The sequence below is a fragment of the Kineosporia sp. NBRC 101677 genome (assembly GCF_030269265.1).
In the GTDB taxonomy this organism is placed as follows: Bacteria; Actinomycetota; Actinomycetes; order Actinomycetales; family Kineosporiaceae; genus Kineosporia; species Kineosporia rhizophila.
Genome location: NZ_BSTA01000003.1, coordinates 671731 through 685763, shown reverse-complemented (window position 1 = coordinate 685763; position 14033 = coordinate 671731). Strand labels below are relative to the sequence as shown.

General features: G+C 70.5%; 10 protein-coding genes. 8 read left to right on the top strand and 2 right to left on the bottom strand.

What is annotated here, in order from left to right; translation table 11 throughout:
- Positions 1-68: 68 nt before the first annotated feature.
- Positions 69-1292 carry an ROK family transcriptional regulator gene (locus QSK18_RS12030; protein WP_232810929.1) on the bottom strand — a complete coding sequence of 408 codons (1224 nt, stop codon included), beginning with the start codon at positions 1290-1292 and terminating at the stop codon, positions 69-71.
- Positions 1293-1482: 190 nt separating this feature from the next.
- On the opposite strand from QSK18_RS12030, the gene QSK18_RS12025 reads away from it, so the two are divergent.
- The 8 genes from QSK18_RS12025 to QSK18_RS11990 all read left to right on the top strand — a co-directional run bounded on the left by QSK18_RS12025 (position 1483) and on the right by QSK18_RS11990 (position 13160).
- Positions 1483-3195: an ABC transporter substrate-binding protein gene (locus QSK18_RS12025; RefSeq protein WP_232810932.1), complete on the top strand. Its 1713-nt coding sequence runs from the start codon at positions 1483-1485 to the stop codon at positions 3193-3195.
- A gap of 88 nt (positions 3196-3283) precedes the next feature.
- Positions 3284-4273, top strand: a complete 990-nt coding sequence (locus QSK18_RS12020) for an ABC transporter permease (RefSeq protein ID WP_232810934.1) — start codon at positions 3284-3286, stop codon at positions 4271-4273.
- Between the two features lie 12 nt (positions 4274-4285).
- Entirely contained in the window at positions 4286-5395 is a 1110-nt protein-coding gene (locus tag QSK18_RS12015; RefSeq protein WP_232810935.1) for an ABC transporter permease, read from the top strand.
- The gene (locus QSK18_RS12010; RefSeq protein ID WP_232810938.1) at positions 5395-6285 is read left to right on the top strand and encodes an ABC transporter ATP-binding protein; all 891 of its coding nucleotides are present in this window, start codon (positions 5395-5397) and stop codon (positions 6283-6285) included. The genes QSK18_RS12015 and QSK18_RS12010 overlap by 1 nt, the downstream gene beginning before the upstream one ends.
- Complete coding sequence (locus QSK18_RS12005; protein ID WP_232810939.1) at positions 6282-7175, top strand: ABC transporter ATP-binding protein; 894 nt, start codon at positions 6282-6284, stop codon at positions 7173-7175. Before QSK18_RS12010 ends, QSK18_RS12005 begins: the two co-directional genes overlap by 4 nt.
- Complete coding sequence (locus tag QSK18_RS12000) at positions 7172-9184, top strand: beta-galactosidase (RefSeq protein ID WP_232810940.1); 2013 nt, start codon at positions 7172-7174, stop codon at positions 9182-9184. Before QSK18_RS12005 ends, QSK18_RS12000 begins: the two co-directional genes overlap by 4 nt.
- On the top strand, positions 9181-11784 hold the full coding sequence (locus tag QSK18_RS11995; protein WP_285618817.1) for a glycoside hydrolase family 2 protein: 2604 nt from the start codon (positions 9181-9183) through the stop codon (positions 11782-11784). Before QSK18_RS12000 ends, QSK18_RS11995 begins: the two co-directional genes overlap by 4 nt.
- Complete coding sequence (locus QSK18_RS11990; RefSeq protein WP_232810944.1) at positions 11781-13160, top strand: GH1 family beta-glucosidase; 1380 nt, start codon at positions 11781-11783, stop codon at positions 13158-13160. Before QSK18_RS11995 ends, QSK18_RS11990 begins: the two co-directional genes overlap by 4 nt.
- On the opposite strand, the gene QSK18_RS11985 is transcribed toward QSK18_RS11990, so the two are convergent.
- Complete coding sequence (locus QSK18_RS11985) at positions 13157-14023, bottom strand: aminoglycoside phosphotransferase family protein (protein ID WP_232810945.1); 867 nt, start codon at positions 14021-14023, stop codon at positions 13157-13159. The two genes, QSK18_RS11990 and QSK18_RS11985, sit on opposite strands and share 4 nt — an antisense overlap.
- Between the last annotated feature and the right edge of the window lie 10 nt (positions 14024-14033).

The window sequence follows — 14033 nt, the reverse complement described above, 5'->3', positions numbered from 1 at the left end:
GGTTTGGTTGGCGGTGCCGCGCGGGTTCGCCTGGCGATGCCGCGGTTCGGCTGGTGGTGCGGCAGGGTTCAGGTGGCGGTCAGGGGTGCGACCTTGGTGCCGGCCGCGGTGACCGGTTCCGCATGGGCCAACGGGGAACGCAGCACGACCAGCGCCCCGCCCACGGCTGCGGCGGTACCGGCGTCCGGAGACACCAGGACCCGCACCGGGCGCAGTAATCGGGCCAGGGCCCCGCGCCCGGCGGCCCGGGTGGCGGCTTCGGCGTAGAGCGGCCCGGCGGTCACCATGGCCGGCCCGGACAGCACCACGGTGTCCAGGTCGAACAGGTTCATCAGGGTCACCACCGCGTCGGCCAGACGCTCCGCCGAGCTTACGAGCAGACTTTTCGCCCAGCGGTCGCCCCGGTCGGCCGCCACCGCCAGCCGCTCGAAGTCGTTCAGCGTGTCCTCAGGGCGGCCGGAGAGGCGCAGCCGCCCGCGCTCCAGCGGCTCGGTCATGGCCTGGGCCACCACCGCGCCGGGCCCGGCGGTCACCTCCACGCAGCCCCGATTTCCGCAGGCGCACACGGTCGAGGCGGGGTCGAGGGGCACGTGACCGATCTCCACGGGATTGGCGATCGGCCCGCCGAAGGTCTCCCCGCCGACCACTACGCCGCCGCCAATACCCCCACCCACCCAGACCACGCCGAACGTGTCCACGTCCAGCGCTCCTGTCCACTGCTCACTGACCGCCGCCGCAGTGGCGTCGTTCTCCAGAAGCACGGGCAGGGCCAGCAGTTCGGCCAGGGTGGAGGTGAGGGGGAAACGTTGCCAGGCCGGGGTCGGTTGCGCGGTGAGGATCATTCCGCGTTCCCGGTCCTGAGGCCCGTGACTGACCAGGCCCAGGCCGAGCACCCGCTCGCGGGGCACGGCGGCCGAGGCCAGGAGGTGCTCCACGTGCGCGGCCAGCGTGGTCAGGGTGGCCTGGGGCGTTCCGTCGCCGACCCCGGGCGACTGGGCGCTGACCAGACGGCGGCCGGTGAAGTCGGTGACCACCGTGGTGATGGCGGAACGGGACAGCTGGACGCCCACGGCGTACCAGGCGTCCGGGTCCAGATCCAGCAGCCGACGGGGGGAGCCGACCGCCACCGGTCGGCGCCCGGTCTCCCGTACGAGACCCCCGGCCAGCAGGTCGCGCACGGTGTTGGTGATGGTCGCGGGGGTGAGCCCGGTGTGGGCCGCCAGCTCCACCCGGCTGATCGGGCCGGCGGTCCGGATCAGGTCGAGGACGAGGGCGAGTGTCGGTGTCGCCAAAGCGCTCCCTCGCAGTCAGTGAGTTCAAAGGCGCAGGTCAGGGAGCACGGCCAGGCCTGTGAACAAGCACCGTCGCGATGTCCCAGGACTATATTGACACACTAAATTTAGCAACGTAAGAATTGCGCCACCGCAAAGTTGCGGGAGACGAGCCGCCGGTCAGGCAGGCGGTCAACGGGAAGGACCAAGGATGTTCCTTACGGCGAAAAGGGCTCGCTCTCAGTCGAAGCGGGCCCGGGTGCTGCAGGTGTCGGCCGGAATGGTCGCCCTGGGGATGCTGGTGGCGGGCTGCTCCGGCAGCAGTGGCAGCAGCGAGGGATCGGGCGGCGGGGGAACCACTACCCTGGTCGCCTACACCGGTCAGGCCGGTGACTACCAGATCAACTTCAACCCCTTCTCGCCTTCGCAGATCGGCGGCGGTGGGGCGGTCTACGAACAGCTGTTCTTCATCAACAAGGCCGGTTCCGGTGATCCGGAACCGTTGCTGGGCACCGAGTACGAGTGGAACGACGAGGGCACCGAGCTCACCGTCAAGCTCCGCACCGACGTGAAGTGGACCGACGGCAAGCCGTTCACGGCCAAGGACGTCGCCTTCACCTTCGACCTGCTGAAGAAGACCACCGCGTACAACAACATCGGTTACGACGGTGAGGCCGAGGCGGTCGACGACGGCACCGTGAAGTTCACCTTCGCCGAGCCGGCCTTCACCCTCGGCCCGGACATCCTCGGCAACACCTACATGGTGCCCGAGCACCTGTGGGCCGACGTGGACCCGGAGACCTTCGTCAACGAGAAGCCGGTCGGCACCGGGCCCTACAAGCTCGGTGAGTTCAAGGCCCAGGCGTTCACCTACGTCGCCAACGAGGACTACTGGGGCGAGGTCCCGGCGATCAAGACCGTCCGGTTCCTGTCGCTGTCGGGCAACCAGGCCGGCGCCGACGGCATCTCGGCCGGCACGATCGACTGGCAGACCGGCCCGGTGCCGAACATCCAGAACGTGCCCGAGACCTACCCCGGCTACGACGCGGTCACCGTCAACCAGAGCCAGATGGCGCTGCTCACCTGCTCCAACGAGGAGCTGGGGTGCACCGGGCCGCAGACCGACCCGGCCGTGCGCCGGGCGATCTACCGCGCCCTCGACCGCGAGCAGCTGAACGCGCTGGCGTTCCAGGGCACGGCCAGCGAGATCTCGCCGACCTTCGCCCTGCCCACCAACCAGAAGGAGATGATCTCCTCCTCGGTGTCCGAGCCGGTCACCGCCAACACCCCGGACCTGGCGGCCGCCTCCGCCGAGCTCGAGGGTGCGGGCTGGGCCAAGGGCAGCGACGGCATCTACGCCAAGGGTGGCGACAAGCTCTCGGTCACGGTCGAGGTGGTCACCGGCTGGACCGACTACATCACCGCGGTGCAGACCATGGCCCAGCAGCTCAAGCCGGCCGGGATCGACCTGAAGGTGGCCCAGTCGTCCTGGAACGAGTGGACCGAGAAGAAGGCCCAGGGCAAGTTCCAGCTGGCCATCGACTCGCTCTACCAGGGCTCGGCGCCCGACCCGTACTACGTGTACAACAACTTCTTCGACTCGGCCGGCACGGCCAAGGTCGGGAAGATGGCGGGCAACAACGTCTCCCGGTTCTCGAACCCGGACGTGGACAAGGCGATCAAGGCCCTGCGCGGTCTGGCCCTGGACGACACGGCCGCCCGGCAGCCGCACCTGGACGTGATCCAGAAGGCGATCGTCGAGGACATGCCCTACATCCCGATCCTGACCGGTGGCACCACCAGTGAGTGGAACGTCAAGAAGTTCACCGGCTGGCCCACCCAGGACAACCTGTACGCGGTGCCGGCGGTGTGGTCGCGCAACGACTTCACCATCATCCTGAAGAACCTCAAGCCGGTCTCCTGAGAACGCCTTTCGCGGCCCGGGCCCGGTGCTGACCTGAGCACCGGGCCCGGGCGACCCCCCTCGTCCACCGGAAGGCGGTTCCTCCGAGATGAACTACGTCCTGCGCAAGCTGCTCTTCTACGCGGTGGCAGTCTGGGCCGCGATCACCCTGAACTTCGCGATCCCGCGTCTGCTGCCCGGCAACCCGGTCGACATCCTGCTGAACAAGCTGCAGGCCCGGGGCGGCACCGTCACCCCCGAGTCGCGGGCCGCGTTCGTGGCCCTGCTCGGCGGCGACAACAAGGACCCGCTGCTGGTGCAGTACTGGGACTACCTGGTCAACCTGGTGCACGGTGACCTGGGGGCGTCGGTGACCTACTTCCCGGCGCCGGTCACCGAGGTCATCTCCACCTCGATGCCGTGGACCATCGCCCTGGTCGGCATCGCCACCGTGATCGCGGCCGTGCTCGGCGTGGGGCTGGGCGCGATCGTCGGCTGGAAGCCCGGGACCTGGCTGGACTCGGCCGTTCCGGCCACCACCATCCTGGCCGCGGTGCCGTACTTCTGGCTGGCCCTGGTGCTGGTCTACTTCCTGGCCCGGGTGCTGGGCTGGTTCCCCTCCCAGGGCGGCTACGACGTGGTGCTCAACCCCGGCTTCAACGCCCCGTTCATCGAGTCGGCGATCCGCTACGGCTTCGTTCCGGCGCTGACCATCGTGCTGGCCTCGGTCGGCGGCTGGCTGCTGGGGATGCGCAACATGATGGTCTCCACGCTGTCCGAGGACTACGTGCTGACCGCCCGGGCCAAGGGCCTGCCGGAGCGCACGATCCTGCGCAACTACGCCGCCCGCAACGCGGTCCTGCCCTCGATCGCCGGTTTCGCCATCTCGCTGGGCTTCGTGGTCTCCGGCTCGGTGGTCACCGAGCAGGTGTTCTCCTACCCGGGCATCGGCTCGAAACTGCTCTCGGCGGTGCAGAACAACGACTACGCCCTGATGCAGGGCATCTTCCTGTACATCACCCTGGCCGTGCTCGGCGCCAACCTGGTCGTCGACCTGCTCTACGGCCTGATCGATCCGCGCACCCGCGCGAACGCCTGAGAGGAGTACCGGATGAGTACCTCGCACTCCGAGACCCCGGCCTCCGCAGGAGTCCAGCCCCCGGCGCCGGCCGAGCAGGCCCGGCCCACCGGGGGTTCCACCACCGATGCGGCCCTGATCGTCCAGGAGACTCCCGCCGCGCCGGCCGCGGCCACCGGCCCGGGCGGGCCGCTGGCCTCGCCGCCGCCCACCCCGGCCGCCGTCCCGGCCGCCCAGCCCCGCCGTCGCGGCTGGCGGGCCCTGCTGCCGACGATGACCCCCTGGCTGGCGGTGGGCCTCGGACTGGTCGCCGCGATCAGCCTTTTCGGGTTGTTCGGCCCGTTCCTGGTCGGTGACCCGGACGCGATCAACAACATCGGCCTGTCCGGCCCGTCCGGCGACTTCCTCCTGGGCACCACCCAGACCGGTCAGGACGTGCTGGCCCAGCTGGCCTACGCCACCCGCGGCTCGCTGCAGATCGGGCTGCTGGTCGGGGTCCTGGCCACCGTGCTGTCGGCGTTCTTCGGCATCTACGGCGCCTATCTGGGCGGGTTCGCCGACGAGGCGTTCTCCCTGCTGTCCAACGTGTTCCTGGTCATCCCCGGCCTGCCGCTGGTGATCGTGATCTCCGGGTTCGTGCCGCCGGAGAGCCGGGGCCTGTGGACCATCGCCCTGGTGCTGGCCCTGACCAGCTGGGCCGCCTCGGCCCGGGTGCTGCGGGCGCAGACGCTCTCGGTGCGCAACCGCGACTACGTGGCGGCCGCGCAGCTGTCGGGGGAGCGGCCCTGGCGGGTGATCGGGGTGGAGATCCTGCCGAACCTGCTGCCGGTGCTGGCCTCGCAGTTCGTCTACGCGGTGATCGCCGCCATCCTGGGCGAGGCCGGCCTGTCGTTCCTCGGCCTGGGCGCCTCGAACTCCTCCACCCTGGGCACCATGTTGTTCTACGCCCAGAACGGTTTCGCGCTGCCGGTCGGCGCCTGGTGGTGGTTCGTGCCGCCGGGCCTGATCATCGCCCTGTTCGGGATGGGCCTGTCGCTGATCAACTTCTCGATCGACGAGATCATCGACCCCCGGCTGAAGAACGCCCGCACCGCCCGGAAGCGGGCCCGCAAGGCGGCCGCCCGGCTCAGGAAGGAAGCCTGATGACGATCACTGCCGACCAGGCGGCCGCGAAGGCGACCGACCGGCGTCCGGTTCTCACCGTCACCGACCTGACCGTCGTCTACGAGACCGAGCAGCCGGTCACCGCGGTCCGTTCCGCCTCGCTGCAGCTGGGCCGGGGCGAGATCCTCGGCCTGGCCGGCGAGTCCGGCTGCGGCAAGACCACCCTGGCCTACGCGATCAACCGGCTGCACCAGCCGCCGGCCCGGATCGCCGGGGGCTCGGTGGTCTTCCACGACCGCGACGGCGGCGACATCGACCTGCTGGCCCTGCAGAACGAGGAGCTGCGCCAGTTCCGCTGGTCGCAGTTGTCGATGGTGTTCCAGGGGGCGATGAACTCGCTGAACCCGGTGCGCACGATCGGCTACCAGCTCGACGACACGCTGAAGGCGCACGATTCCAAGATGTCGAAGGCCCGGCGCCGCGAGCGCTCGGCCGAGGTGCTCACCCGGGTCGGGGTCGACCCGGTGCGGCTGCGCTCCTACCCGCACGAGCTGTCCGGCGGTATGCGGCAGCGGGTGATGATCGCGATGGCCATGCTGCTGCAGCCGCAGATCATGATCATGGATGAGCCGACCACCGCCCTGGACGTGGTGGTGCAGCGCGAGATCCTGCGCGAGATCGTCCGGCTGCGCGACGAACTCGACTTCGCCGTCGTCTTCATCACCCACGACCTGCCGCTGCTGCTGGAGATCGCCGACCGGATCGCGGTGATGTACCGCGGTGAGATCGTCGAGCTGGACACCGCCGAGCAGGTGCACAAGGGCGCGCAGCACCCCTACACGCGCAAGCTCCTCGGCTCCTTCCCGAGCCTGACCGGTGAGCGCAGCGACTTCGTCCGGATGGGCCGCACCGAGGAGGGCGCCGCGTGAGCAGCGTGCACGTCACCGACCTGACCAAGGACTACCTGATCCGCGACGGTCTGCGCCGGCGCCGGCTGCGGGCGGTCAACAACGTGAGTTTCGACCTGACGCCGGGGCGCACGGTGGCCCTGGTGGGCGAGTCCGGCTCCGGGAAGTCGACCATCGCCAAGCTTCTCAACAAGCTGGAGAGCCCGACGTCGGGCCGGATCGAGGTGCGTACCGACGACGGGAACCTGGTCGAGGGTTCGGCCTACCGCCGCGAGGTGCAGATGGTCTTCCAGGACCCGTTCGCCTCGCTGAACCCGTTCCACTCGGTCGCCCATCACATCGCCCGCCCGTTGCGCCTGCACCGCCGCACGAAAGGCGCTGCGGCCACGCACAACGAGGTTCTGGCCATGCTCGAGCGGGTCAACCTCACCCCGGCCGAGGACATGGCCGAGCGCCGGCCGCACGAGCTGTCCGGCGGTCAGCGCCAGCGGGTGGCCATCGCCCGGGCCCTGGCTCCGGGGGCGCAGGTGCTGATCGCCGACGAACCGGTTTCCATGCTGGACGTCTCGATCCGGCTGGGCGTGCTGAACCTGCTGGGCCGGCTGCAGCGCGAAAGCCAGCTCGCCGTGCTGTACATCACCCACGACCTGGCCACCGCCCGGCACTTCTCCGACGAGATCCTGGTGCTGCACCACGGCCGGGTGGTGGAACGCGGTCCGTCCGACGCGGTCATCCTCGACCCGCACCACGACTACACCAAGCTGCTCGCCCTGTCCGCCCCCGACCCCAACCGGGTGGGCGGGGTGGTGCGCTCCACCGCCCCCGACCGCGACTCGATCGACGACTCGGTGGGCTACGACCACCATCTGGGCGAATGGGTGCCCACCGGCACCCAGGAGGCGGCCGCATGAATCTGGCCGAAGGGCTGGTCTACGGGGGTGACTACAACCCCGAGCAGTGGACGCGCCAGACCTGGCTCGAGGACGTGGAGCTCATGCGCGAGGCCGGGGTCAACCTGGTCACGCTCGGGGTGTTCTCCTGGGGGCTGATCGAGACGGCCGACGGTGTGTTCGACTTCGGCTGGCTCGACGAGATCGTCGGGCTGCTGCACGAGAACGGCATCGGGATCAACCTGGCCACCCCGACCGCGTCACCGCCGAGCTGGCTGCACACCGCCCACCCGGAGATCCTGCCGCGCCTGGCCGACCTCTACCAGGAGCCACCCGGCGGGCGCAACGCCTGGTGCCCGAGCTCACCGGTGTTCCGCTTCTACGCCCTGCGCATCGCCGAGCAGCTGGCCCAGCGCTACGGCCGGCACCCGGCGGTGCGGCTGTGGCATGTGGGTAACGAGCTGGGTGGCGGCAATGCCCGCTGCTACTGCGACGTCTCGGCCCAGGCCTTCCGGGAGTGGCTGGCCGAGCGGTACGGCACCGTCGAGGCGGTGAACCAGGCGTGGGGAAGCGCCTTCTGGGGTCACCGGTTCGGCGAGTGGGCTGAAATTCTGCCCCCGCGCGGCAAGCACGGCGCACCCAACCCGGGCCTGTTCCTCGACTACGAGCGCTACTCCTCCGATGCCCTGCTGAAGCACTACCAGGCCGAACGTCAGGTGGTGCAGCAGTTCTCGGACCGCCCGGTCACCACGAACCTGATGGTCGGGCCGGGCGCCCAGATCGTCGACTACGCCCGCTGGGCCCCGCACACCGACATCGTCGCCAACGACCACTACACCCTGGTCGACGACCCGGACCGGGCGATCGAGCTGGCCTGCGCGGGCGACCGGATGCGCGGGATGTCGGCCGGGCGCCGGCCCTGGCTGCTGATGGAGCACTCCACCGGCGGGCCGAGCTGGCAGCAGCGCAACCGGGCCAAGGATCCGGGGGAGATCGCCCGTAACGCCCTGGCCCACGTGGCGCGGGGTTCGGACGGGGCGATGTTCTTCCAGTGGCGGGCCTCCACCGCCGGGGCCGAGCAGTTCCACTCGGCGATGCTGCCGCACAGCGGGAAGCGTTCGCGTATCTGGCGGGAAGTGGTCGAGCTCGGTGGGCACCTGAGGGCACTGGGCGAGGTGGCCGGCTCGCCGGTGGAGCCGGCCCGGGCGGCGATGGTGGTGGACGACGAGTCGGGCTGGTACCTGCAGCACGGCCTGAAGCCGCACCGGGGGCTGCGTTACGGGCGGGAGCTGCGGGCCTGGCACAAGGCGCTGTGGCAGCGTCAGGTGCTGCTCGACCTGGTTCCGCCGCACGCCGAGCTGGACGGGTACGACCTGGTGCTGGCGCCCACGCTGATGCTGGTCGAGGACGAGGTGGCCGAACACCTTTCGGCGGTGCCCGCGCGGGGCGGCACGCTGCTGGTCACCTACCTCTCGGGCATCTGTGAACCGACCGGGCGGGTGCGTACCGGTGGCTACCCGGGCGCCTTCCGCGACGTCCTGGGCGCCTGGACCGACGAGTTCTACCCCCTCCAGAGCGACGAACACGTGCTTTTGGACGACGGTGGTCTCGTTCGGGACTGGACGGAGCGGGTGTTTCTGGACGGGGCCGAGACGGTGCTCAGTTACACCACCAGTTCGCTGGCGGGTGGCCCGGCCGTGACCCGGAGAGCGGTGGGCTCCGGAGCGGCCTGGTACGTGTCGGCCGCCCTGCCGGAGAGCAGCATCGAGACGATCGTCGACCGGCTGATCGACGAGACCGGGCTGCCGCGCACCGTTGTGGCGCCGCCGGGTCTGGAGGCCGTGCGCCGCATCGGCCCTGAGGCGTCGTACCTGTTCCTGATCAACCACCGGGACGACGCGGTAGACGTCGAGGCCGCCGGGGTGGACCTGCTGACCGACGAGAAGGTCGGCCCGACTGCGACCGTGCCCGCCGGGGGAGTGCTGGTCGTGCGCGAGAACCAAACCATCACGCCTGGGAGGGCTTTGTGAAGCACGAGAGTGTGACCGCCGGCTGGACGGTCACCGCGACGGCCGGCTCGGTGCCGGTGACCGCCCAGGGAACCTTCGCCGCAACGGTGCCCGGAAGCGTCCATACGGATCTGCTGGCCGTGGGCGCCATCGACGACCCGTACGATGACGCCAACGAGAGCGCTCTGGAGTGGTTCCACCGCACCGACTGGCGTTACGCCACCACGATCACCCCGGCCCAGGCTGACCCGGCGGCGCCGGGTGAGCGGGTGGACCTGGTGTTCGAGGGCGTGGACACGGTCGCCGCGATCCGGCTGGGCGAGACGCTGCTGGGCGAGACCGCGAACATGCACCGCGGTTACCGGTTCGACGTCACCGACCTTCTCGCCGGCTCCGAGCTGCCGTTGACGGTGGACCTCACCTCGGCCACCACCTGGGCCGAGGCCCTGCGCGACCGGCTCGGCGACCGGCCCGGCGCCTACTCGCCGCGCCCGTTCAACTTCGTTCGCAAGATGGCCTGTTCGTTCGGCTGGGACTGGGGTCCCGACCTGCGTACCGTCGGGCTGTGGAAGCCGGTGCGGATCGAGCGCTGGACCACCGCCCGGCTGGCCCAGGTACGTCCTCTGGTCGGGGTGGCTGCCGACGGCGCCGGAACCGCTGCCGTACATGTAAACATCGAGCGCTCCGGCCGAGAGTCCGCCACCCCCGTGCAGGTTCGCGTCTCGGTGTCGGGAGTCGAAGGCACGGCGACCATTCCGGCGGACGAGGACGGCGCGGTGCTCACCCTGCGCGTGCCCGACGCCCCGCTGTGGTGGCCGGTCGGGCACGGCGAGCAGCCGCTGGCCGAGCTGAGCGTGGAACTGCGCCACGAAGAACAGCTTCTGGACGGGTGGAGTCGCCGGATCGGTTTCCGCACCGTCGAGATCGACACCGGCGACGACGAGCACGGCAGCAAGTTCACGATCGTGGTCAACGGCCGGCCGATCGAGGTGCGGGGGGCGAACTGGATCCCCGACGACCACTTCCTCACCCGGATCACCCGCGAGCGGCTCGGGCGCCGGTTCGACCAGGCGCTCGGGGCGAACCTGAACCTGTTGCGGGTCTGGGGCGGCGGCATCTACGAGTCCGACGACTTCTACGAACTGGCCGACGAGCGCGGCCTTCTGGTCTGGCAGGACTTCCTGCTGGCCTGCGCCGCCTACGCCGAGGAGGAGCCGCTGCGCTCCGAGTTCGAGGCCGAGGCCCGCGAGAACGTGGTGCGGCTGATGACGCACCCGTCGCTGGTGCTGTGGAACGGCGGCAACGAGAACCTCTGGGGCCACGAGGACTGGGGCTGGAAGGAGCGGCTGGGCGAGCTCACCTGGGGCCAGGAGTACGCCGAGAAGCTGTTCGCCGACATCGTCGCCGAACTCGACCCCACCCGTCCCTACTCGGCCAACAGCCCGTTCACGCCCCGGCGCACGCCCGAGCAGGCGCACCCCAACGACGCCGACCGCGGCACCCACCACCAGTGGGACGTGTGGAACCGGATCGACTGGAGCGCCTACAGCAACGAGATCCCGCGGTTCTGCTCGGAGTTCGGCTTCCAGGGCCCGCCGGCCTGGCGCACGCTGACCGATCACGTGCACGCGGCCGACGGCGGTCCGCTGACCGCGCTCGAGGAGCCCTGCGCCGACCCGGTCTTCCTGATCCACCAGAAGGCCGACGACGGCACCGGCAAGCTCGACCGCGGCATGGAGCCGCACACCGGTGTGCCCCGCGACTTCGAGGACTGGCACTGGGCGGCCCAGCTCAACCAGGCCCGGGCCGTGCGCCACGCCGTGCAGCACTACCGCTCCTGGTGGCCCCGTACCGCGGGCTGGATCGTCTGGCAGCTGAACGACTGCTGGCCGGTGGTCTCCTGGGCCCTGGTCGACCACGCCGAGCGTCCCAAGCCGGTCTGGTTCGCCCTGCGCCGCGCCTCGGCTCCGCGGGCCCTGTACCTGGCCCCGCGAGACGGTGTGCTCAGCCTGGTCGCGGTCAACGACACCGACGAGATCTGGGGTGCCACCGCTGAGGTGCGCCGCGAGACCTTCGCCGGTGAGCGCTACGCCGAGTCCTCCCCGGCGCTCGAGGTGCCCGCCCGGTCGGTCCAGGTCGTGCCGCTGGAGGCCGACCTGAGCACGGCCAAGGACGCGTCCGCCGAGGTGCTGGTGGCCGAGTCCGACGGGCTGAGGGCCGTGCACACCTTCGCCGAAGACGTTGCCCTGCAGCTGGACCCGGCTCCGCTGGAGGCAACGGTGGAGAAGACCGAGGGGGGCTACCGGCTCGACGTGCGGGCCCGCAGCTTCGCCGCCGACGTCACGGTGCACCCCGACCGCCTGGCGCCCGACGCCACGGTGGACGACGGCGTGGTCAGCCTGCCCGCCGGCGCCCAGGTCAGCTTCTTCGTCAGCACCACGGCCGAGCTCGACCCGGCCGAGCTGACCAGCGCCCGAGTGCTGCGTTCGGCCAACGACCTTCGCGCGGTGGGCGTCCGGCCGGCCGCGCCGATCCGGCCGAGCGGCAACCCCGCGACCGACCCGACTGCTGCACCAGCGACACCAGCTACCCCGACCGATGCTGTTCAGGAGAACTCATGACCCGGAACTTTCCCGCCGACTTCCTCTGGGGTGCCGCGACTTCGTCGTACCAGATCGAGGGGGCGGTCGACGCGGACGGCCGCGGGCCGTCCATCTGGGACACGTTCTCCCGCGTGCCCGGCGCCGTGGTGAACGGTGAGAACGGCGACGTCGCGATCGACCACTACAACCGCCTCGCCGACGACGTGAAGCTGATGGCCGGCCTGGGGCTGAACGCCTACCGGTTCTCGGTGGCCTGGCCCCGCATCCAGCCGACCGGCTCGGGCCCGGCCAACCAGGCCGGTCTGGACTTCTACAAGCGCCTGACCGACCAGCTGCTCGACGCCGGGATCGCCCCGGCGCTCACGCTCTACCACTGGGACCTGCCGCAGCCGCTGCAGGACGCCGGGGGCTGGCCGAACCGCGACACCGCCTACCGTTTCGCCGAGTACTCCGGGCTGGTGGCCGAGGCCCTGGGCGACCGGATCGACCTCTGGATCACCCTGAACGAGACCTGGTGCGCGGCCTACCTCGGCTACCTCTCGGGTGAGCACGCCCCCGGCATCAAGGACCCGGCCCAGGCCCTGGCCTCGGTGCACACCCTCAACCTGGCCCACGGCCTGGGCGCGGCCGCGATCCGCGAGAAGGCCGGCAGCCAGGCGAAGGTCGCCATCTCGCACAACCTCCAGGTGAACAAGGCGTACACCGACGCGCCCGAAGACGTCGCCGTGAAGCACAAGCTCGACCTGGTCAACAACGAGATCCTGCTCGGCCCGCAGCTCGACGGCGCCTACCCCGAGGGCCTGTTCGAGGCCACGGCCGCGTTCACCGACTGGTCGTTCGTGCAGGACGGCGACCTGGAGATCATCAGCGCCCCGCTCGACGCGCTCGGCCTGAACTACTACTCCACCGCCACCGTGCGGGCCGGGAACGACCCGGACCGCGACCCGTTCCAGCCCACCCTGGTCGACGGCGTGATGCGGGTGCGGCCGGAGGGCGAGTACACCGAGATGGGCTGGCTGGTCGACCCGCAGGGCCTGACCGACCTGCTGCTGGAGATCCACCAGCGCCGGCCCGGCCTGCCGCTGTACATCACCGAGAACGGGGCGGCGATCGACGACGTGGTCAGCGCGGACGGTGCGGTGCACGACGAGCGCCGCACGGCGTACCTGCACTCCCACCTCGAGGCGGTGGGCCGGGCCCTGGACGCGGGGGCGAACGTGCGCGGCTACTTCGCCTGGTCGCTGATGGACAACTTCGAGTGGTCCTACGGCTACGGCAAGCGTTTCGGGCTGGTGCACGTCGACTACGACACGCAGGTGCGCACGGTGAAGGACTCCGGCCAGTGGTACAGCCAGGTGGTCAAGAGCGGTGAGTTGCCCCCGCTGGAGGGCTAGGGCGCCAGTTCGGCGGCGACCGGGCGCAGGGCCGGTTGTTCGGCTGCTTCGTGCACGCAGCGGGCGAACAACCAGGTCTGTACCCGGTCGGCGTCGAGCCCGGCCAACCCGGCCACCCGGCGGACCAGTTCGCGGGGGTCGGTGAACAGCCGTTCGCAGTTGAGCAGGTGCTGCAGCACGTCGTAGCAGGGGTCGCCCCGGTACGGCTTGGGGTCGATCACCAGCCACGGCCGGCGTTGCGCGGCCAGCACGTTGCCGGCGTGCAGGTCGGTGCACAGCAAGACGGATTCGACGGGTTCGGCGGGCAACTGGCGGAAAAGGGCCAGACCGTCCCGGACCAGTCCGGCGTCGAGCAGGCCCGGCGTCCGGGCGAACTTGGCCTCGCTGCCGGCGGTCCAGGCCTGGCACATCTGGCTCAAAGGCCGGAACTCGTGCTCGCCGGTGGGCATCTGCCACAGCTGCCGCAGCACCCCGGTCAGCACCTCGTCCTGCTCGGGCTCGGGCAGTTCCCGTAGCGGGGTGCCCGGGTCGCAGCGTTCGAGCAGGAGCGCGGTGGTGGTGGCCGAGGTGTCGTGTGCAAACACGCGCACCGCCCCACGGCCCGCCCAGGCACCCAGGGCCGCGGCCTCGTCCTCTGCTTCGTAGTGCCGCCAGCTGACCTTCAGCACCAGCGCCCGGTCGTTCTGGTCACTGGCCGGCGCGACCCACGAGTTCGCCCCACCCGGCTGGTAGGGCTCGCCCAGCCGCAGGTCCCACCGGGCCGCGTAGCCGGCCACCACCGACGGCAGGTCCAGGGCCCAGGCCCGGAACTTCTCGTCAGCGTTGGCAGCGGTCTTCAGCAGTTCTTCCGGCAGCGTGACCATCCGCCCATTG